The 21,480-nt window shown below is 48.7% G+C and carries 12 protein-coding genes; 3 read left to right on the forward strand and 9 right to left on the reverse strand.

The features are described 5' to 3' along the window. Positions 1 to 13: 13 nt before the first annotated feature. The 5 genes from QM717_RS07070 to QM717_RS07090 all read right to left on the reverse strand — a co-directional run bounded on the left by QM717_RS07070 (position 14) and on the right by QM717_RS07090 (position 5,086). The gene (locus tag QM717_RS07070) at positions 14 to 235 is read right to left on the reverse strand and encodes a hypothetical protein (protein WP_415036270.1); all 222 of its coding nucleotides are present in this window, start codon (positions 233 to 235) and stop codon (positions 14 to 16) included. Positions 236 to 363: 128 nt separating this feature from the next. Next, positions 364 to 1,113 carry a LytR/AlgR family response regulator transcription factor gene (locus tag QM717_RS07075; protein WP_415036272.1) on the reverse strand — a complete coding sequence of 250 codons (750 nt, stop codon included), beginning with the start codon at positions 1,111 to 1,113 and terminating at the stop codon, positions 364 to 366. A 3-nt stretch (positions 1,114 to 1,116) separates the two neighbouring features. Beyond that, the gene (locus tag QM717_RS07080; RefSeq protein ID WP_415036274.1) at positions 1,117 to 3,264 is read right to left on the reverse strand and encodes a histidine kinase; all 2,148 of its coding nucleotides are present in this window, start codon (positions 3,262 to 3,264) and stop codon (positions 1,117 to 1,119) included. Positions 3,265 to 3,370: 106 nt separating this feature from the next. Beyond that, complete coding sequence (locus QM717_RS07085) at positions 3,371 to 3,895, reverse strand: 3-hydroxyanthranilate 3,4-dioxygenase (RefSeq protein ID WP_415036276.1); 525 nt, start codon at positions 3,893 to 3,895, stop codon at positions 3,371 to 3,373. Positions 3,896 to 3,982: 87 nt separating this feature from the next. Continuing rightward, a complete protein-coding gene (locus tag QM717_RS07090; RefSeq protein WP_415036278.1) occupies positions 3,983 to 5,086 on the reverse strand; it encodes an endonuclease/exonuclease/phosphatase family protein in 1,104 nt (367 codons plus the stop codon). Between the two features lie 138 nt (positions 5,087 to 5,224). Here QM717_RS07090 and QM717_RS07095 point away from each other — a divergent pair, with 138 nt between their 5' ends. Genes QM717_RS07095 through QM717_RS07105 form a run of 3 tightly spaced genes read left to right on the forward strand, consistent with a single transcriptional unit; the run spans position 5,225 to position 10,082 of the window. Then, positions 5,225 to 8,041: a carboxypeptidase-like regulatory domain-containing protein gene (locus tag QM717_RS07095; RefSeq protein ID WP_415036280.1), complete on the forward strand. Its 2,817-nt coding sequence runs from the start codon at positions 5,225 to 5,227 to the stop codon at positions 8,039 to 8,041. A gap of 12 nt (positions 8,042 to 8,053) precedes the next feature. Then, positions 8,054 to 8,668 (forward strand): DUF5017 domain-containing protein, encoded by a 615-nt coding sequence (locus tag QM717_RS07100; RefSeq protein WP_415036281.1) that lies wholly within the window; start codon positions 8,054 to 8,056, stop codon positions 8,666 to 8,668. A gap of 10 nt (positions 8,669 to 8,678) precedes the next feature. Beyond that, positions 8,679 to 10,082, forward strand: a complete 1,404-nt coding sequence (locus QM717_RS07105; protein ID WP_415036283.1) for a DUF5689 domain-containing protein — start codon at positions 8,679 to 8,681, stop codon at positions 10,080 to 10,082. A 147-nt stretch (positions 10,083 to 10,229) separates the two neighbouring features. On the opposite strand, the gene QM717_RS07110 is transcribed toward QM717_RS07105, so the two are convergent. From QM717_RS07110 to QM717_RS07125, 4 genes are all read right to left on the reverse strand, one after another. Further along, positions 10,230 to 11,237, reverse strand: a complete 1,008-nt coding sequence (locus QM717_RS07110) for a hypothetical protein (RefSeq protein ID WP_415036285.1) — start codon at positions 11,235 to 11,237, stop codon at positions 10,230 to 10,232. Positions 11,238 to 11,531: 294 nt separating this feature from the next. Beyond that, positions 11,532 to 13,409 carry an OmpA family protein gene (locus QM717_RS07115; protein ID WP_415036287.1) on the reverse strand — a complete coding sequence of 626 codons (1,878 nt, stop codon included), beginning with the start codon at positions 13,407 to 13,409 and terminating at the stop codon, positions 11,532 to 11,534. A 20-nt stretch (positions 13,410 to 13,429) separates the two neighbouring features. After that, positions 13,430 to 14,353: a type IX secretion system membrane protein PorP/SprF gene (locus tag QM717_RS07120; RefSeq protein ID WP_415036289.1), complete on the reverse strand. Its 924-nt coding sequence runs from the start codon at positions 14,351 to 14,353 to the stop codon at positions 13,430 to 13,432. Positions 14,354 to 14,419: 66 nt separating this feature from the next. Then, positions 14,420 to 21,457, reverse strand: a complete 7,038-nt coding sequence (locus QM717_RS07125) for a fibronectin type III domain-containing protein (protein ID WP_415036291.1) — start codon at positions 21,455 to 21,457, stop codon at positions 14,420 to 14,422. Positions 21,458 to 21,480: the final 23 nt, after the last annotated feature.

The following is a 21,480-nucleotide window of genomic DNA, read 5'->3' on the forward strand; positions in this document are numbered from 1 at the left end:
TTAGTTTTTCCTATTAAAACACCTTCTGTCGATTAAGTACTTGGGTGATTTCAATGGATTGGGTGTTAATGCCGCCGTGGCGTATCATTTTCGGTAATGGGAGTGCGGCATGGTTTGCCTGTTCCTTGTTTTGCTGCTTGATCTGCTCGCGCAAAAGCAGGCCCCGGTAAATCGAACGGGCACTTCGGATTGAAATCAAGCCCAGGGCTACCGAAATTTTGAGTGCTGTTTTCATCGTTTTGCATTTTTACGCTGCAATAATAAAACAAACGCGCATGGGAATTTTGGCCAATGAACCAACGTCGGTTTTTGGACTATTAACGTCGGGAAACGACGGAACAACGTTTTGGGGTAAAAACGGCCTTACAACTGGTCGAGCAAAATGAGGAATTCGTCTTTTTTGCGCACCGATAGTGGGATGCTGGTCTTGTTTTTCATCACGATCGTATTGCCGCCTTCGGATTTGACAAAATGGTCGAAATAAGCCATGTTGATCAAATGCGATTTGTGTGTCCTGAAAAATTGGTACGGCGTCAGCATCGTATCGTATTCCTTGAGGTTGGTCGAAACGACGAGTTGCGGCGCATTGATGAAATGGAAAGTCGTATAATTTTTGTCGGATTCGCAGTGCACGATGTCCTGTATGTTGACCGAATAGATCTTGTCGGTGGTTTTGAGCACCAGTTTTTGCAGGTTTTTGGGGCGTTCGAGATTGGCGAACAGGTTGTTGAGCTTGAGCTCGAGCACCTCGTTGTTCAAGGATTCCTCGGCTTTTTGCACGGCCTCTACCAAATCGGTGGCCCTGAGTGGCTTGAGCAGGTAGTCGATGGCCGAAAAGCGGAACGCACGGATCGCAAAATCTTCATAACCGGTCACAAAAATCACCTTGAAATCGAATGGCTTTAGCTTTTGGAGCAAATCGAATCCCGTGCCGTCGGGCATCTCGACGTCGAGGAACACCAGTTCGGGGGCCACTTGTTTGATCAGTGCAATGCCTGATTCGACCGAATCGGCCTGTCCAATAATCGATACGTTCGGGCAATGGGCTTTGATCAATGCCACATTGTCTTTGCGTATCCCGTCCATATCGTCAATAACAACCGCTCGTACCATGTTTTAATTTTCGTAAATATAAGGGATTTCGAAACGCACCTTGGCACCGACGATGTTTTCATGCTGGTCCTTGATGTTGTCGGTCTGCACGTTGAAGTCCTGGTTTTTGGTATAGCCCACCAGGCGCTCCTTGGTGATGGTCATCGCGAGTGATTTGTGGTTGGTCGTGACTTTGGTGGCATCGAAACCTTGCCCGTTGTCGGTGACCTCAAAGAACAGTTTGCCCGCATCGAGGAAAAAACGCACCTCGACCCTGCCATTGGCCGCCTTGTTGCCCAAACCGTGCTTGATCGCGTTTTCGATAAACGGCTGGGTGAGCATCGGCGGCAGGAAAGTCGATTCGGTATCGATGTCTTCCTCGACCGACACCTCAAAGTCAAACTTGTGGTTGTAGAGCAACTGTTGGATCATGAGGTAATTGCGGATCATGTCGACTTCTTCCTCGAGCGAAATGTAATTCTCGTTGGAATGCTCGAGGATTTGGCGCGTGAGCACTGCAAATTTGTCGAGGTATTTGACCGCATCCTTGTTTTGATGGTTGTCGATCAGGTTGCGGATGTTGTGCACCGAGTTGAAGATGAAATGCGGGTTCATCTGCGTGACGAGCAGCTTTTGCTTGATCTGGTTTTTCTCGAGCACCGCGATCGACTGTTTCTGGCGGCTGTTGCGGTAATAGAAAATACCGCCGAGCACGATCAGTAAAAGGATGCCCGATAGACCAATGAGCCAATTGTTTTTGACCGCGGCCTTCCTTTCGCCCTCGAGTTTGATCGCAGCCGTTTTCTTTTGCGACTCGAGCTTGATGGCCGTGAGTTTCTTTCCCTGGGTCAGTTTTTCGTTGAGCTGTCGTTTCTCGAAATCGTACCGAAGCTGCTGCTGCTCGAGTTTGTTCCTCGACGCTTCCATGGCTTTTTCCTTGGCCGCCTCGAGTTTGAGCGCCTCGAGTTTCTTTTGCTGCAGTATTTTTTGCTGCAGTTCCTTTTTCTCGAAATCGTACTTCAATTGGCGCTGGGCGAGTTCGTTTTTGGACGATTCCAATTGGGTCGAATCCTTGAGCGTCATCGATACTTCATACATTTTGAGCGCCTTTTCATATTGTCCGCTTTCTTTGTATATTTTGTACAGGATCGTGCTCAGCGCGGTCATCGGGTGGATGCTTTTGGTTTCCTTGAGCATGACATAAGCCAATTCGCCATATTCGGCGGCCTTGTCGTAATTCTTGTTCCGGTAGTAAATATCGGCCGCCTTGGTGTACACCATTTGTCTTGATGCATCTGTCTTGCTCAATTCGAGCGCCTGTTGCAGGTAACGTTGCGTATCGGCGGGTCGGGCCAGATCGGCACTTGAGCCTGCAAGCTTGACCAGTATGATGCTTTCGGTCGACGGGTCGTTGTTGCGTTTGATAAAATCATGGGCCTTGAGGAAACACTGGTGCGCTTCTTCGAATTTACCCAGGCCGTTGTAGGCCACGCCCAGGTTGTTGTAAATGACGCTGACTTCATAGCGGTCGCCGATGTACATCGTGGAAACCGGCACGTCATAATACTTGAGGGCTTTTTGAAGATGCCCGATTGCTTTTTGCCATTCGCGCTGTACCAATCGTGCGCCCCCGATCTCTTTGTTGACGTTGGCAATGCCGGACTCGTTGTTGATGCTTTCGTAGAATTTGAGCGCAAGGAAATAACATTCGAAGGCTTTGGGATAATTGGCGAGTTTAAGGTAATGCGCGCCTTTGCTGACCATCGCGATATTGGCCGCCTTTTCTTCGTGGGCCAATTTGAAATACTTCATGGCTTCATCAAAATGCGCCGGCGGATTGCCCTTGCCGTCGATCGATTCTTTTTTGGCGACGTTGTAATAATAAACGGCCGCCGCATAATGGTATTTTTCCTTTACTTCGGGTTTGCTGTGCTTGATTTCCAGCCCTTTTCGAAAAATCGGTTCCAATTGGTACACATAGCCCATGTGTTCCTTGCTCCAGGTAATCGTATGGTCCATGAGCGCGAGCAGGGTGCCGATGCGGGCCGTATCATTGATCTTGGGATTGGCCAATACGACCTTCAAGGAATCGACATTCCTGTTCTGGGCAAAACCGGCTGAAAAAACAAAAAGGAAAAATAGCAGGCGGATCAGTTGGGGCAATCTGAACATGGATGGTTTGGGTTGGTCATTCAAAGTCCCAAATGTAACGAATTTATCAGAATATTGGTCAGACAAAAAACGGAAGCTCCGGCAAGCGGGTTTTCAACAGCCGAAATTACTGCATATAACGCGGGTCGGTAGGCATGACGGTCCCGCATTGCTTACAGGTACGCAAATCTTCGGACTTGTAAAAATGCTGGTAGTGCGGCAAGAAATCCTTTTCGATGTCGTGCAGCTCGAAATAAACCTCGTGCAGTTTGTGGTTGCAGTGGTCACAGAACCACAACAAACCGTCGGTAAAACCTTTGCCGGCGCGTTTGCGTTCGATGACCAATCCGATGGAATTCTCGGAACGCACAGGCGAATGCGGCATCTTGGCCGGATGCAGGTACAGGTCTCCGGCGTGGAGTTCCATTTCCTTGCGCTGCCCGTTTTCTTGTACGATAACCTTGATCGAACCCTCGAGTTGGTAAAACAATTCTTCGGTTTCGTTGTAATGATAGTCCTTGCGCGCGTTCGGTCCGGCGACCACCATGACGATATAATCGCCCGAATCTGGGTACATATTTTTATTGCCGACGGGCGGTTTCAAGAGGTGGCGGTTTTCTTCGATCCATTGGTGGAGGTTGAACGGCTTCATGGTTTTCGGTTTTACTGAAGTTGTGTCGCTAATTTACGAAAATAAAAAAGGCCGGATGAACCGACCTTGAAATATTGTTTGCTGTAATTATTTCACTTCCTTGATCAAGTAAATGTACACCGGGAAGTGGTCGCTAAAGCCCACTTCGTTGGCCCCGTGCCTGAGCGGATAACCTTTGTATTGGCCGGTGGTCTGGATCAGGTAGGGTTTGTTGTAGATTCCGGCTTTCCAGTAACGGAACGACGAATAGTCCTTGCGCGCGAGCGGTTCTGAAATCATGATTTGGTCGAAAATGTCGCCCGCGTCGCGGTAGAACAAGGTCGCGTTGCCTTCTTTCTGCATCTGTTCGAACGGGTTGTAGATGTCGCCCTGTTTGAGGTCGTCGCGCTTGAGCTTGGCACCGAGTTCGACCTTGACACTTTTGTTGTAAGGCCCGTCGTTCAAGTCGCCCATGGTGATGATCTTGGCGTTCGGATTGATTTTATAAAGCGAGTCGATGATCTGGCGGTTGAGTCTCCCGGCGGCTTCACGGAACGGGCTGCTTTTCTTTTCCCCGCCCGAACGCGAGGGCCAGTGGTTGACGATGATGCTCACTTCATCCCCGTCGAGCAATCCGGTCACGAGCAACTGGTCGCGGGTGTAGACTCTTTTGGAGGCAAGGTCTTCGGCCGATTTGTCATCGGTGGCTTCCTCTTTTTCAGTTTTTTCTTTGGTGTTCTGTACATCGTTGTAGATGTAGAGCGGGATATTTTTGTAACTCGTTGGCTTGAAGTGCTTTTTCTGGTAGAGCAAAGCCACGTCGATTCCCCTTTTGTCCGGGGAGTCGAAATGCACGATGCCGTAGTCCTTATTAAGGAGTGCCGGTTCCTTGACCAGGTCCTCGAGTACGAAGCGGTTTTCGATTTCGGCCCCACCGATTAAAGTAGGTGAATTGTTTGGATTCTCGCCCGTGCCGATTTCAGCAATGACACGCGCCATGTTCTTGAGCTTTTGCTTGTATTTGGCCGAAGTCCAGTTTTGTGCGCCATTGGGCAACCACTCTTCGTCGTTGTTGGCTTGGTTGATGGTGTCAAAAAGGTTCTCCAAGTTGTAGAATGCGACCGTATGAACAATAAATTTTTTTTGCTGTGCTTTTGACGCCTGAATTGCGAATATAACAAAAAACAGGGCGATAAATCTTTTAATCCTCATAAATCACATATTAAATTATGGTGAACTTTGCTATAATTTTCGCGCCAAAGGTATGTAATGTTATTAAAAGATGTACATTTGTCGGCTGTTAAGTTTTTATTAACTTACAAAAAAGGAAAATTAAACTAATTTTTATTTATGAAAAAACTTGTTATTAGTACTCTATTTGTAATGCAAGTCGTTTTGGCATTCGCCCAGACCGGAACCGGTGTTTCGGGTAAAGTGGTCGATTCGAAGACGCAACAACCATTGCAAAATGTGGTTGCTACGATTCAGAACACCAATTTGACCCAGTTGACCGATGCCACTGGTAAATTCACCTTCTCTGACATCGCTGCCGGAAATCAATTATTGCAGATCAAAACGCAAGGTTACAAAGAGCAATTGCTTCAGGTTGAAATCGTAAAGGGGAAAATTCTCGACTTGGGAATCGTTGTCCTCGAAGAAGACCAGACCGAAGAACAACAGCTCAGCCTCATCACCATCACCGAGAACGATTTGGGCGATGACAACAGTGGTTCGGAAAGTACCGCAGGATTGCTTCAGGCTTCGCGCGACGCGTTCCAACAAACGGCCGCTTTCAACTGGGGCCAGGCGCGTTACAGAATCCGTGGCCTTGACAATGAGTACGCGACTACCATGATCAATGGGGTTGTCATGAATAAAATCTACGACGGAAGACCGCAGTGGAGCAACTGGGGCGGACTCAACGACGCGACCAGAAACCAGGAATTCACCACCGGTTCCGCTCCTTCCGATTATACCTTCGGCGGCATCCTCGGTACGCAGGAAATCAATACCCGCGCGTCGATCTACAGACCGGGATCGAGAATCTCGTTTGCGGGAACCAATACCAATTACAACTGGAGGGTGATGGGAACACACGCTTCGGGAATGAACACCAACGGCTGGGCCTTTGTGGTTTCTGCCGGAAGAAGATGGGCCGACGAGGGGTATTTCGAAGGAACCGATTATGCAGCGGCTTCTTTGTTTGCGAGTGTCGAAAAGAAATTCAACAGCAAGCATTCCTTGAACCTCACGGCGATCTATGCGCAGAACAGCCGTGGCAAGAATTCACCGAATTCACAGGAAACCATCGACCTTAAAGGCGAAAAATACAACTCTTACTGGGGTTGGCAAGACGGCAAGAAAAGAAACTCAAGAGACAAGGATGTTGAGGAGCCGATCATCATGCTGAGCCACTTCTGGAAAATTTCGCCAAAAACGAATTTGAACACCAATGTGACTTTTCAAACCGGACACATCGCCAACACGCGTTTGGACTACAACGGCGGGAACAATCCTGACCCTACGTACTACAAAAACTTGCCTAGCTATTGGTTGAACTACCACTACGACAACAACCTCGACGATCCTTTCAACGTACCGGTATGGCAACCCGACTATATTAAAGCGACCGGTGCATTGGGCGATTTCATGTCGAACAGCCAAATCAACTGGGACCGTATGTATGCCGCCAACAAGGACAACGGTCGTGCGATTTACGCGCTTTACGAAGACCGCACCGAAGACGATTTGATTACCGTCAACTCGATCTTGAGTTCACAGTTGGCCGACAACATCTCTTTCAACGGAGGTGCTACTTTCCGTTCGTTGCGCTCGGAGAACTTCCAGAAAATGATCGATTTGTTGGGCGACAATCCGCTCATCGATACCGACAGTTTCTACGAAGGCGCCGAATTTTCTGAAGGTCAGAACCAATCGGATTTGAACAACCCGAACCGTGCCGTTTACGAAGGCGACCGTTACGGATACAACTACATTTTGTACGCAAGCACTTTGGATGCGTTTACGCAATTCAAATTCACCTACAAGAAAATCGATTTCTACCTGGCACAGAACTACACCAGAACAGAATACCAAAGAGACGGTCTGTACAGAAATGGTCTGTACGCCAACAATTCTTACGGAAAGAGCGAGAAAGCCGAGTTTGACAACTTTGGTTTCAAAGGCGGTATGACTTATAAATTGTCTGGAAGAAGCTTCTTCAACGTCAATGCCGTTTACATGACCAAAGCGCCTTCACTCAGAAACACCTTTACCAATGCGCGTTTGAACAACAACATCCTCGATGGTCTCGAAAGCGAAACCGTATCGGGTGCCGATGTGAGCTACATCCTCAACGCGCCTAAATTCAAGGCGAGATTGACCGGTTACTACTCAATGATCCAGAATGCAACCAAAATTGGTTTCTTCTATTCTGAAGGACTTTCTTTGGACGACGACAGCGGCGAAGACGAATTCGTAGCCGAAATCACCCAAGGCATGGACAAACGCAACCTCGGTGCCGAACTCGGTATGGAATACCAAGTGACTTCTACGATTAAATTGACCGGTTCTGCCGCTTACGGACAGTACATCTACAACAACAACCCGAACGTTTCATTGAGCGTTGACGGAAGACAGGCCGCCGGTTTGAACCCGGTAGTGAACTTCGGTCAATCGTACATGAAAAACTACAAGCAAGGTGGCATGCCGCAACAGGCTTATTCGTTTGGTGTGGAATACCGCGACCCGCACTTCTGGTGGGTGGGCGTCAATGGAAACTACCTCGCGGATTCTTACGTAGATATCGATCCATTGCTCAGAACCAACAACTTCTACCAAGTGCCTAACCAAGGCGGTATTACTTTCCCGGAGGCCACTCCGGAAAGAGCGGACTTTTTGTTGAAGCAGGAGAAATTCGACCCGTTTTATTTGGTAAATTTAACCGGTGGTAAGTCTTGGAGAATCAAAGGGAAAACCGTTGGTTTCTTTGCCTCGGTCAACAACGTGCTCGACGAAGTATACAAAACCGGTGGTTTCGAATCGGCCAGAAATGCCAACTACCGTGAAATCAACGAAGACAACGCCAGCGGCACTCGTGCTTTTGGAAACAGGTATTTCTTTGGTTACGGAAGAACTTATTTTGTAAACCTTTACATTAACTTTTAATTGCTATAAAAGATGAAGAATTATTTAAAATCGACACTGGTAGCCCTGCTTTTCGCGGGTGTATTCACCGGGTGTTCTGAAGATGATGATACCGCGCTTCCTGAGACTGCTTACGCGACTTATTCAGAAGATTTCGGTACGGTGAGTGAGTCTGGCGATTACAGCTTTGACCTTGATACCTGGACTGTTTTTGCAGAGGCCGGAACCAAGAACTGGTTCATCAATGATTTCGACGATAATGTATACCTCGAATTCAGTTCGTTCAATTCGGGCAATGCCTCCAACATCGGATGGCTTGTTAGCCCTGCGATCAATATCGACAATGCCAAACTCAAAAGATTGATTTTCCAATCGGCCCAGCACCACGCCACTTCATTGGACAACAAATTTGAGCTTTTGGTTTCTACGAACTATGACGGAGAAAATGTTTTGACTGCCGATTGGGAAACCAAAACATTCCGATTGCCAAAATACATCGGATACGGCGGAAAAAATTATGAGTTTGCAAACTCTGGCGTAGTGGATCTTTCTCAATATTCTGGAGAAATTTACATCGCTTTCCGTGTCAAAGGCAACTCGACTACACAAACCGGAGGATTCCAGGTAGACAATATCAAAATATTCTAAAACTAGACAAATGAAATCAACTCTTATAAAATCGGGTCTTTTATCCTTGGCAGCGTTGGGAATCTTTTCAGCCTGTGAAAACGACGACCGATACCAAGATCCGGCCGCGACTTGCTATACCGCTACGCCAACCACCACTGTTGCTGACGTATACGCTTTGGCACCGGCCAATTCAACCGACATCGGTGCGGTACAATATTATGACGAAGACGGCATTCTTGAGGCTTACGTGACTTCGAGCGATGCAGGAGGTACTTTTTACAAATCAATTTCGTTCCAAACCCTCGACGGAAGCCTTGCCTTCAGTATCCCGGTCGATATGTACAACATCTACACCGAGTTCATCCCAGGCAGAAAAGTGTATGTCAACCTCAAGGGAAGACACTTCAACCAGACGTATGGTTCATTGATCATCGGTGATTTGTACAACGATCCGGACACCCCGCTCATCGACCAGATCGGCCGCTTGGTTCCGGAGGAATTCAGGAGAACCGTAAAAGCTTCTTGCGAGAAAGTCGATGAGGAGCAACTCGTACAGCACCTGACCATCACGCAGGCTTTGAGCGACAGCAACATCAACAAACTGATCGAACTCGACGGGGTTCAGTTTACTGAATCGGCTTACAGCGGTGAAGAAAAAACCTATTACCAGGAGAATTCTACTGCAACCATCGGAGGGGCAACCAACCTGATGTTGATGGACGAGGCTGGAAAAAGCATCATTTTCAGAACCAGTGAGTTTGCCAAATTCGCCAACAAAAGAGTACCAACCGGAAGCGGAAAAGTACGCGGCGTCTTGACCAAATACCGTGGCGATTACCAATTCCTCGCACGTACCGAAGCCGACATCGATATGCAAGGCGATCGTTTCATCGCGCACGCGCCACTGGGCGGAACCAATATCGTTTTTAGCGGTACGCTCAACGAACCGTTTACAAGCTATGCCGCCAACGCAACAAGCTTCCCGGCTTATGTAAACGACCAAACTGTTGGAAACAGATACTGGCAGATCAAAGAATTCTCAGGAAACAAATACATCGAGATGACTTCATTTGGTGGCAGTGGTGTAACAGCCAAGGCTTATATCTTCATCCCGGTAGACTTTACCGCGGCCAGCACGATGACCTTCAAGGAAAAAATGAGGTTTATGGCCGGTGAAGTTTTGAAGGTTTACTATGTGACTTCAGACCAATACACGGCGCTGGGTTCATTCAACGTAGCCAATTTCACCGACATCACGGCAAGCTTCGGTATTACTTATCCAGCTTCAGGCGCTTCAGAAGCGAATTTCAACTCTGCAGGAACCTACAACATCCCGGCCAGTTTGACCGGAACCGGTTTCTTTGTGTTTGAGCACTCTGGAACACCAGCGGTGACCACTACAGCACAGATCGACGATATCGTGATCAACTAATCCGTTCGATTGCTATCAATCAAAAAGAGGCTCTTTAAGGGCCTCTTTTTTTATGCTTTATCTTTTCCAAGAAAAATGGTTTTGGTCGGCGTAAGCGTCAAATTTTGCTTTAAACTAGCAATAGTAGAGCATGGCTTGCGGTTGTGCTTACCATGTTTCCTTTTTCAACAATTCGGCAATCTTCTCTGTCGAAGGCAATGTTGTCAGGTTAAGTTCTTTTTTTAGATTGAAAAACTTTGTCCCTTGTAGTGGATATTTCGTTTCTTTTTTGAAATCTGTTCTGTAGAATTTATCTACGCAAAAGAAATTGTGCGATTTCGAAATATCCCAATTATTATTTGTTTTAGCAGCCGCAATCACATCAATTATGTTTTGCTTCTGCGCTTGCGTTGGCGTTTGTAAGCTTTTTTTAATATTTAATACTCCACCAACGAGATCCGCCTCTATGATATTCGTCAATTTGCCAATTCCCCGAATACTTTTTTTGCTGTATATTCCTACGTATGAATGTTCGGAATAGCCATCACTAACATTATCATAATAGAGGGAATATTCAAAATTTTCATCCAGCGTCCATCCACAGGTAACAGCTCTCATTCTATATTCACTATCCGTAATTAACTTATCGTGGATGCAATAGCTCTCAAAGTCGTCGATCAATTGTTGCAACTCAAAATCGTAATCCTCTAGAATATTATTGAATTTTTCAACTATTTGCTGAAACGTTGTTGGAAAATATTTAATGCTGACATTGTTTGTAATATTGAAACTATGAACATTGCTTTCGATTTGATTTTTCAAATGCAGTGAAGGAAATTGTGGGCTTAACGATAAAAGAATTTTATGTTCTTCGTTAGAAAAGCTATTGAGGTGACTCGTGAGTTGCTGTAATGAAAAGTTCTGGTGCAGCTTGGTTTCAATAGCAACTTTGAAACTCGACTGACTCAAGTTTCCATCAGGTATGGAACCTTTGCCTTTAATTTGTTGATGAAACAAAATTCCAGCTTCTAAATCGGTATCTCCCAAAAGTTCATTTAAAAAACCTTTGAACTTATTCGGCGACTGTTGGTAAAGCCGAGAAAGCAAATGCAAGGTGTTATTTGTTGCTACGTTCTCGGGTTGAGAATATCTTTGAAAATAATGTACTGAGCTCATTTAAGTGTTAATTGTGTGTATCGTTTTTACTGTATGACCCTGAATTCCTGCATGGTGTTTTTGCTATTCGCCGTTGTAGCAGCTATAAATTCTACAGCACATTGCTAACCAAATCCGAAACCTTCCAATGCCAAAAAACAAGCAATGAAGATTCTGTTTGCTCTTTTTAAATCGGTCTTCCGTGTCCTTTCTTTAGTTTCCCTTCCCGTTACCGAGTGAATCCATATTGGCCCATAGTTCTAATAAAAAAGCCTCCCTTTCGGAAGGCTTTTATGTTGTCTTTGTGATTCAATATTACTTGACAATCAGGAACTCGCTGCGTCTGTTCTGTGCATGCTGCTCCTCCGTGCAGTTCTCCCCGCAGTCGGCCTTAGGCTCGGATTCCCCGAAGCCCTTGCCGGTGATCCTGCTCTTGGCGATACCCTTGGAGATCACGTACTGGACCGTGCTCTTGGCACGTCGGTCGGACAAGGCAAGGTTGTACGCGTCCGAACCGCGGTTGTCCGTGTGCGACTTGGCCAATATCGTCAAGTTCGGGTTCGACTTCATCACCTGAACCAGCTTGTCCAGCTCGAAGGCACCCTCGCGCGTGACGTTAGACTTGTTGAACTCGAAGAAGATCGGGTTCAAAACGATCTCCGTTTCCTTGACGATCGTCTCGATAGGCTGCAATTTGGCCTCGACCCTCTGGTCGCCGCCGTCCTGCTTCTTCACGGGGAAGCCCGCTCCCTCGTAGCCGTCCTTCGAGGCCTGGATCGTGTACTCGCGGTTGCACTCCACACGATAGGTCACCTCGCCCTTGGCGTTGGACTGCTCGGTGGCGATCACGTTCTTCCTGTCGTCAACGATAGACACCGATGCATTGGCAAGGATGTTGCCCGTCTTGGCGTCGGTAACCACCGTCAGCAACTGCACCCCGCAGATCGGGCTCACCACGAAGATGTCGTCGTTGCCGTTGCGGTTGCTCGAGAGGAAACCTGTCTTCCTTTGCTTGTTGAACGTAAAGGCGAAGTCGTCCTTCTCGGTGTTGACCGGCTTGCCAAGGTTGGTGGCTTCCGTATTCTTCTGCAAATCGGCCTGGAACACGTCGTAGCCGCCCAGTCCGGGACGTCCCGCCGAGGCGAAGAACAGCACCGTGCCGTCATCCGATATGTAAGGGAAGCTCTCGGCCCCCTCGGTGTTGATGTTCTTCCCAAGGTTCTCCGGCTTGCCGTAGCTGCCGTCCGAACCTATCGATACCTTCCAGATGTCGGTGGCTCCGGTAGAGCCCATAGAGCCCGGCATGTTCGAGGAGAAATACAGCGTCTTGCCGTCCCTCGACAGGCTCGGGTTGGCGCAAGAGTAGGTCTTGTCGTTGAACGGAAGCGGCGTGATATCGCCCCACTTGTCCCCCTGCTTGGTCGCCTTGAAAAGGTATACCTGCCCGAACTTGGCGTTGAGTTTCTTGTTCTTTTCCGATTCCTTCTCCTTGAAGCTCTCGCTAGAGAAGTACATCGTGTTGCCGTCGGCCGAGATCGTCACGGGGCCGTCGTGCCACTTCGAGTTGAGTTCCGATACCGTTCCGGCGTTGGTGATCGTACCGTCGTCGTTGTAGTCGGCGCGGTAGATGTCAAGGTAAGGTTCCTCGTTCCAGCCGTAGTCCTTGCGCGCGCCGTTGCGGGCTGAGGCGAACCATACGCTCTTGTCGTAGAGCACCGCGGCGAAGTCCGACTTGTCAGAGCTCACATCAGAGGGCTTGACCTCATAGAGCTTGCTCTTGTCAAGCAATCTCGGGACATAGTTCGGGTTCTCGTTGAACGCCTTGGCACGCTGGTCCCCGGGGGCCATCTGCGCGAAGGTCCTCATCTGCTTGTTCGACTCCTCGTACTTGCCGTTGGCCTTGAGCATCTGCGCGTAGCGGTAGTAGATCTCCGCGTCCTGCTTCTGCTCGGTCGCCTTGGCGTACCACCTGGCCGCCTCGGCCGTGTTGAACATGTTGTAGTACGTGTCGGCTAGCTGAAGGTAGACGTAGTTGTCGGCCTTGCCCTTGTCCACAAGCTTCAGGTATTCCTGGGCCGCGTCGACGTATTCGTACTTCTCGAAGAGCTTGTCCGCCTTCTGGGTGTCCTTGTTCTGTGCAGAAAGGGTGGCTCCCGCCAGGGCGAATATCAATGCTGTATATAGATTTTTCATGTGCTATGCTGCTTTTTGGGTTAGAAATAACGTGGCGAACGCGATACCTTCTTCGGGAAGTTCAAATCGAACAAAAGGATGAACTCGTGCGAGGAAGGGGTGGTCACGTTAAGGTCCGAGATGATGTGGTCGTAGGCGTAGCCAAGCTTCAGGTTCGGGGTGATGTTGTAGCCCACCATACCGCCGAAGCTGTCCTCGAGCCTATAGGTAACCCCAAGCTCGAACTTCTCGAAGAACAAGGCGTTGACCGAGGCGTCGAAAGAGACCGGCGCGTCGAAGGCGCTCTTGACCATCGCGAACGGCTTGAGCTTGGTGTTCGGGGAGAGATCGAACACGTAACCCCCCGTCAGGAAGTAGTGCAGGCTCTCGGTACCGAACTTGCGGCCGTTGTAATCCAGGTGCGTGCTCTTGAGCATGTTGGGCACCGAAAACGCAACGTAGTACTTCTGCGTGTAGTAGAAAAAGCCCGCACCCACGTTCAAAAACGTGTTGCTGGTGTCCTCGGCGAAGGCATCGTCGCCCGCATCCGGGACATAGCCGTTGCCGATCTTAGAGAAAAGGCCCACCTTGTGGAACGTAGCCCCGGCCTTCATACCGAAGGCAAGGCGGTGCTCCCCCCCAAGGTTAAGCGTATAGGAGATGTCGGCATAGGCGTTGGTCTCCTCCACCGGCCCGATCTGGTCGTTGATCAACGACAAACCGATACCGACGTTCTTGCCAACGGGCGTCGAGCCCGAGAAGGAGAACGTGGAAGGGGCGTCCTCGATGTCCACCCACTGCTTGCGGTACAAAAGACCGAAGGACATGTTCTCCTTAGAGCCGGCATACGCCGGGTTGATCACGTTCATGTTGTACATGTACTGCGTGTAGTGCGGATCCTGCTGCGCCGCGGCTTCCGAAAGACCCAATACAAGCAAGAGGGCCGCGAAATAGATTTTCTTCATGTGTGTATGTTTTGTGCCCAACGCCCCGGTCCCATAAGACCGGGGGAAAGGCTTTTCCTTATTCTCTTATTTTACTCGGTTTATGTAAATCCAGCCCGTGGTGTTCTCGACCCCGTCGCGTTCGATCACGTAGAAGTACGTACCGTCCGGAAGCTCGTTGCCGTTGTCCGACTGGCCGTACCACTCGCGGGAGTAGTTCGTCTTGCTGTACACCTTGGTACCGTAACGGTTGAAGATCTCCAGCCTGCGGACATTGAGACCCGCAAGGTCGAAGAAATCGTTGTCTGATCCGTCACCAGGAGAAATACCGCGTTGGATCGTACAAGATACGGTGGTCGGTGTAATACTTTCGGTAGTGGTACATCCGCCCAGGTTTACAGTAAGATAGTAAGTTCCCAGCGTAGTAATAACCGCTTTAGGATTGTTTCCAGAACCTGGGATTGGTGATCCATTACTATCAGTCCATGCATACGTAACATCATCTGCTTCGAAATTGCTGCTCAAAATAGACAACGTATAATCGTTGTTGATACAACCGTCTGTCAGCGTAAATGCCGGCAAACCATTCACCGTTACTTCGATAGAAGCCGATTCAGCACATGGGTAAATGGCTGGGTCTGGCGTAAACGTATACGTTCCTGTTAGTGTATTGCTCACTTGGGCAGGGCTCCATGTTCCGCTCACCCCGTTGAGATCGGTTGGCGATAATGTTGGTGCCGTGCTTCCAGAACAAATCGCTCCAATCTGAGTAAGACTTGGGACAACAATCGGGTTCACAACAACAGTCATGGTAACCTGAGCTGCACATTGTCCTGCAGCAGGATTAAACGTATAAGTCATCGTTTGCGTATTGTCTACCGCCGGGGTCCAGATTCCGTTGATACCGTTGGTTGATTGCGCTGGCAATACCAAAGCATCACCGGCACAGATTGGTCCAAGTTGGTTGAACGTCGGTGTAATCGAAGGCAATACGGTAATATTAACAACCAATGGTACGGCACATTGACCCGAATTCGGGGTAAAGGTGTACACTTGGCTCAACGTATTGTCTACCGTCAGTGGACTCCAAGTTCCAGGGATTCCATTGTTGTCTGTTGCAGGGAGCACCGGAGGAACATCGCCTGTACAGATGGTTGATGGAAGTGTAAACACTGGAGTAGCTGGCTGATTTACCACTACGGTTACGTCAACCGGAACAGTACAACCTTGACCTGCATCAGGCGTAAAGGTGTATGTCGTGGTTTGCGTATTATCCGGTGTAGGAGACCAAGTACCTGTTACTGCGTCAGGCCCATTGGATGTCGTTGGCAAGATCAATGCATCGCCCGCACAAATAGCTGCTATACTAAATGACGGTGTGATGATAGGGTTGACAGTAACGGTCAACTTTTGATTTGCATCGGCACATGGGAACAAAGTTGGATCTGGTATAAACGTATACTCTGTAGTCAGGTTCGGATCAAAAACTGGTGTCCAAGTACCCGTCACGAATTCAGGTCCGTTTGAGGTTGCCGGCAAAGGATTCGCATCACCCGCACAAATTGGTGCAATCGGATTGAATGTCGGGATAATGCTTGTATTAACTACAACGGTCATTGTCGTTGTCGTTGCACAGCCTTGACCCGCATCCGGTGTAAAGGTATACTCCGTTGTTTGTGTATTGTCTGGTGCAGGAGACCAAGTACCGGTAATCGGTGTTTGATCGTTCGATTGCGTTGGCAAAGTAATCGTACCGCCGACACAAACCGCCGACAATTGCGTAAACGCCGGTGTAATCAATGGATCGATCGTCACTTGGATTGTTGTTGGAACTGCACAAGGAATCGTTCCATCAGGAGTAAAGGTAAAATCAAATGTACCTGCAACTGATGTATCGATAGTCAGCGGATTCCAAGTTCCATTGATAGCCGGAACGTTTGTAGAAGACGTCGGTAATGGATCGGCTGTTCCGCCTACACAGATGTTCGCGATCGGTTCGAAGGTCGGGATGATTTGATCCTGAACAGTTACCGTAAACTGGCTCTCGTCGATACAAGTGCCTTGTTGCGCATAGATGTAAATAATCTGCGTCTGGTTGATATTTGTTCCCGGCTCATAAGTCGCTCCTGTTCCACCCGGTTCTGAATGGTAGGTATTGTTCGCTGACAATTCCGGCAAGATGAATCCGTTACAATCGGTCACGTCGGCCAATACATCGGCTTCGATGGCACCAATTGAAATGGTAAAGCTGCTTTGGCTGAGACATTCGCCCACTACACCCAGAATGTAAATTGGTCCAGGCGTACTGATTACTGCTCCAGGCTCAAACTGCTGTCCGCCGCCATCTGGTTGCTCGAAATAGTAGTATGGTTCTTCAAGCGGAGGCAAGGTATAGCTTTCGCAAACTGTTACGTCCGGAAGCGTCGGTGCCTGTACCAAATTGATGGTCACATTGAACTCTTCTTCATCGGAACATGGTGGTTCGGTGTTCGAAGCTGCGTATACGAAAATGGTAGTCGATGGGTCGCAGATGGAAGTTCCGGCAGCGATTTCGGTTCCTGTTCCGTTAGGTCCGCCTGTAGCGGTATAATAGTGCTGACCTTCTTCCAATGCAGGCAATACATAGCATTCGCATTGTACTACATCTTCGATTGGCTCGATGTCCACTTCATTGATTCTGAGCAAGACGCTCACTTCTTTCACAACCTGATCACCTCCACAACCGGTATAAGTAGCACGGGCAGTCATCAATGTGGTTTCTGAGAAGCAAACGGTAACGTCAGTAGAACCATTTCCAATAGGAGAATCGCCTTGCAACCAAGTAAACTCTACGTTTGAATCACCGTTCGGTGTAAAACGCCAAGCTTCGTTATGGGTTTCCCATGGTCCGGTGTTTCTTCCTGGAGGGAAATGCGCCTGTGTTCCGGCTGCATTCTGGATTCCGATCACACCGCTTCCGCTGTTCCATCCGGTACAAACGGTTCTGTCTTGAACATATACTTCAACGATGTTCGAAGTTTCATACAATACGATCTGGCTCGTTTGCAAACCAACTGTAGTACCACAGCTAAACTGCGCTACTTGGTAGTAGTTTACCACGAATGAACGACATGGTGCCGTACCCAATACCTGGTAGTTGATACTGTGTACCAGTGGTGCGGTCGAAACGTTCGGGTTGATATCCTGATACACGCCATAGATTGCGTTTTTGATCGGGAAGTTCGCATTCGGGATGGTTTGGGTAAATGCCCATGGACAGTTGCCCGGGAATGCTTGTGGTGTAAAGGTCACTACACCATTCGATCCAACTTGTACGGACTGTGAATTCACCCCGAAGAAGCAGAAATCGAAAGGCAAGGTTACTGGTGGTCCCCAGATGTCGTCTGTGGTGATGTTCAATTCGGTGCCGCCGACGAATGGGAATGGCGGGGCGAATGGAACCGCATCTACGATATAAGTAGTCGTGTCTTTGAAATCTACGTATTCCGCTGTAAGGTCGAAGCAATGTTCTCCCGGACAGAAATCGACGATTCCCGGTATTGGCGTTTCAAGCGGCACAATAACATCCGGACATACCGAAGTAGAGTTCAAGATAAAGAAGTTAACCGGACCAGCAAGCGTACTGTGGTCGGTTTCGGTACATTGGGCCACTACATAATATTGGTAGAATCCTGGATCCATCGGTGCGCCCGGCTGGTCAGGAAGGACTCCTGTCAAAGTATTCAAAGTTATTGTCGGCCCTGCGCCATTGACAATAAAAGTAGGTGCATCCGTTCCTGGAACTGGTGCAGGTGAACCCGAAGGTACGATGTAAACCGCCCATTGCGTTGCAGGACCCACTTCGGTCCAGGTCAAGGTCGCAGAGTTCGTATCTGTTCCATCAACCATCAAATTGATTGGCTGCGGACAAGTCGGCAAAGTAGTAAATGTAGTTGGTGGAGTCCAAATACTTGGGCTGTTTGCGTCGCAAATCGCTCTTACGTACACGACGTAAGTCGTACTTGGGTTCAAGTGGAATTCAGGCAATTGCGTCAAAGTGTTGACCGAGTTGCCAGTTACACCTGAATAAGTTGGGATGGTGCTGGCATCCGGAGCAGGCGAACCTTCCGTTACGATGTACACATCAAAAGCGGTATTGAATGTAGAAGGCGTCCAAGAAATGACCGCATCAAAAATACTCGGATTCGCTGTGAGCACGGTTGGTGGCAAACACAATGGCGCCAAACAATCTACTTCATCCTGTTCGTAAAGAACCGTTCCAACCAAACCGGCACTTGCTGCAGTCATGGCATACAACTGCTGGCCAAAGTTGTTGGTAATGGCAATACGGCATTCGCCAGGGAAACCTCCGGCAACGCTCCAGTACAAATCGAATGGAACACCGTGGCAAAGTGGTACGTTGACCACTACTGGTCCGGCACCACCGGTGAAGTTGGCACCCAAGGTAGCCACTACGATACCGTTTTGTCTTACCTGCATTCTGGCGTTATTCCATCCGTCACCGAATGAATCGGTCAAAGTGAACGTATAGTTACACTGTTGTTCCGGCAAACAAATGATGGTATTGAAAGTGACCGGCGCGCTTGGCTGACCTATATCACCTCCGTCCAAACAGATCGATCTTACGTACACATCATACAATGTCCCCGAATTCAATCCGCTTGCAGGATAAGTGGTTCCCGTTTGTACCGCTGACCATGCTACTTCTGGAATAGGAAGCGTCGATGGCGATGGCAAAATCGCTACTTGATATCCAGTCGCTGCGCCTACAGCCGTCCAAGTGATGTTGGCACTGTCCAAAGTGATGCCTGCTGCCGGAACCTGAATGTTGGTCGGTTTCGGACAAGTTGGCAACGTACAGAAAGTAACCGGTGTCGTTGTCCAAACACTTGGGCTGTTCACCGTACATACCGAACGGATGTAAACATCGTAGCATTGGTCTGCCAAGAGTCCGTTTGGAATCGTGTAAGTCGGTGTCGGTCCTGGTACAGTATAAGTCGGTGGTGTTCCTGATAGCGGTGCAGCAGTTCCTTGCGGTACCACGTACAAATCCCAACCTGATGTTGGCACACCCGAAGAAGTCCAGTTGATCACCGCACCGTTAGAAGTAACGGTAGCCGTAGGAACTGCCAAAGCTGTCGGTGTCAAACACAATGGGTTGAGACAGTCAACTGTTCCTGAATAAACTTCCGTATTGACCAATGCGCCACTGGCTGTGGTCATCGCATAGATGGTTTGTCCAAAAGAGTTCTTGATCGAAATTCTGACCTCGCCAGGGAAACCTCCGCCGGCGTTCCAGTACAAATCGAATGGCAAGTTGTTACACATCGGTACCGTAACCACAATCGGTCCACCTCCTGTGGTGAAAGTCGTACCCAAAGTCGCTACGACGATGTGGTCGTTGCCTTGTCTTACTTGCATGGTGGCACCGTTCCATCCGTCTCCGAATGAATCGGTCAAAGTAAAGGTATAGTTACACTGGTCAACCGCCTCACAAATTTTGGTGGCGAAAGCATACGGTCCAGACCAAAGGCTGTTGGTTCCGTTGCCACAATCTGCACGAACCCAGAATACATATCCTGTGGCTGACGTCAATGGTGCGCCATAAGCCAGCGCCGCAGATACCTGAGGTGTTCCGTTTACTTCATATCCAGGCACTGTTGGGATGGTAACCGCATTGGCAGGTTGAACCACTACGTCCCAAGAGTTAGAAGTACTGCCTGTTCCGTTGGCCCATGACAATTGTGCATCGGTCATACCAATCGTTCCCGGTACGGCCTGTCCATTGACTGGAGCCGGACAGTTGACGATTTGCAAAGCCAAAGTATACGTATAGCTTGGTGTAGCCGTTGTCGAAGAAACCACCACATAGATGGTCGCGCCTGCGGCTACGCTGAGCGAAGGAATTTCGCGGATGGTCGCGTTGGCATTTCCAACACCGGCCAAACAGTTGTTGCTGGTGATGTTGGCACAACTGCTGTAAACAAAAACGCCGGTGTTCGTAGCCGAACCCGGATTCATTTGGATGTTAACATTGACAGCGGCCGCAGCGGTATTCGTCCAAGAATAAACCACATCGTTTCCGTTGAGGAAGTTGGCGCTGGTGCCGCAAGTGTTTCCTGTTCCGCTGATGCCGTTACCATAGTTGTTGGTATCATCAGAAGTAAAATAAGGCAATCCTGGATCGATCACGATTGGTCCCGCACAAGTCGTTCCCAAAGGTTCCGTACAAAAGTTAAAAGGTCCCGTCTGCAAACTGCTCGAACCCGTCTCTCCGGATCCGCAATGTGCCGTTACATAAAATTGGTAACAAGTGTCCGGTGTCAATGATCCTACTGGAATGACATAAGTGTCATTCGGACCGCTGTCCGGAACGTTGCTGACGATCGTACCGGTTCCTGGTGTGAAACCTTGAGGACCGTACTCAATCGTGTAGTTGCTTCCCGATCCTGTCCAACCCACGGTTGCACCGGTAGAAGAAATATTAGTTGCTGTCAAAACAGTCGGTTCAACACAGCGTTGTACCATTTTTACATTGTCAATCAACCAGCGGTCACCATTGGTCGCCGCTCCTTGTTGGGTATATACTTTTACAAACGCAAAATAGCGCATACCGGTAAAACCAAGGTTGATGATTTTTTCCTCCCAGTCCAACTGGTTTGCCGTAAGCAAACTCAACTGTGTTTCTGTGTAAGAGGCCAGAACCGTATACGCATTCAAGTTGGCTTGGTTGGCATTGCTGGAAACCCTTACCTCATAAATGGTTTGGTTCGAATCCCCGGCCAGCGTCTGCCTGGTGAAAAAACGCAATTGCTGGTTGGCAGTGACGTTTACCTGTGGGGTAATCAGCCATTCTTCCGAACTGCCTCCATTCCCAAGGTTTTCCCTGTTCACAAATGCGCATTTTACGCCTTCATAAGCCGGATAAGGCGGATCTGGGTTCACTTGCCAATCGACAGTAGAAGAGGCAACGTTATCCGTCACCAACCAGTTACCGTCGGTCAAAGTCCAAACCCCCGAGCCATCTGGCGTGTCTGGTGCTGACTCGAATTTTTCGTTAAGCCCCTGAGAATGAGCCAACGAACTACTCAACAACACCAAAAAAAGTAAAATAATTTTTTTCATAAAATGAAAATTTAGGTGGTTTA

Origin of the sequence: Flavobacterium sp. (assembly GCF_047602195.1) — a bacterium.
Classification (GTDB): Bacteria; Bacteroidota; Bacteroidia; order Flavobacteriales; family Flavobacteriaceae; genus Flavobacterium.

Coding starts and splice junctions, on each gene's coding strand:
- QM717_RS07070 (WP_415036270.1), bottom strand. CDS start 235: ATGAAAACAGCACTCAAAATTTCGGTAGCCCTGGGCTTGATTTCAATC.
- QM717_RS07075 (WP_415036272.1), bottom strand. CDS start 1,113: ATGGTACGAGCGGTTGTTATTGACGATATGGACGGGATACGCAAAGAC.
- QM717_RS07080 (WP_415036274.1), bottom strand. CDS start 3,264: ATGTTCAGATTGCCCCAACTGATCCGCCTGCTATTTTTCCTTTTTGTT.
- QM717_RS07085 (WP_415036276.1), bottom strand. CDS start 3,895: ATGAAGCCGTTCAACCTCCACCAATGGATCGAAGAAAACCGCCACCTC.
- QM717_RS07090 (WP_415036278.1), bottom strand. CDS start 5,086: ATGAGGATTAAAAGATTTATCGCCCTGTTTTTTGTTATATTCGCAATT.
- QM717_RS07095 (WP_415036280.1), top strand. CDS start 5,225: ATGAAAAAACTTGTTATTAGTACTCTATTTGTAATGCAAGTCGTTTTG.
- QM717_RS07100 (WP_415036281.1), top strand. CDS start 8,054: ATGAAGAATTATTTAAAATCGACACTGGTAGCCCTGCTTTTCGCGGGT.
- QM717_RS07105 (WP_415036283.1), top strand. CDS start 8,679: ATGAAATCAACTCTTATAAAATCGGGTCTTTTATCCTTGGCAGCGTTG.
- QM717_RS07110 (WP_415036285.1), bottom strand. CDS start 11,237: ATGAGCTCAGTACATTATTTTCAAAGATATTCTCAACCCGAGAACGTA.
- QM717_RS07115 (WP_415036287.1), bottom strand. CDS start 13,409: ATGAAAAATCTATATACAGCATTGATATTCGCCCTGGCGGGAGCCACC.
- QM717_RS07120 (WP_415036289.1), bottom strand. CDS start 14,353: ATGAAGAAAATCTATTTCGCGGCCCTCTTGCTTGTATTGGGTCTTTCG.
- QM717_RS07125 (WP_415036291.1), bottom strand. CDS start 21,457: ATGAAAAAAATTATTTTACTTTTTTTGGTGTTGTTGAGTAGTTCGTTG.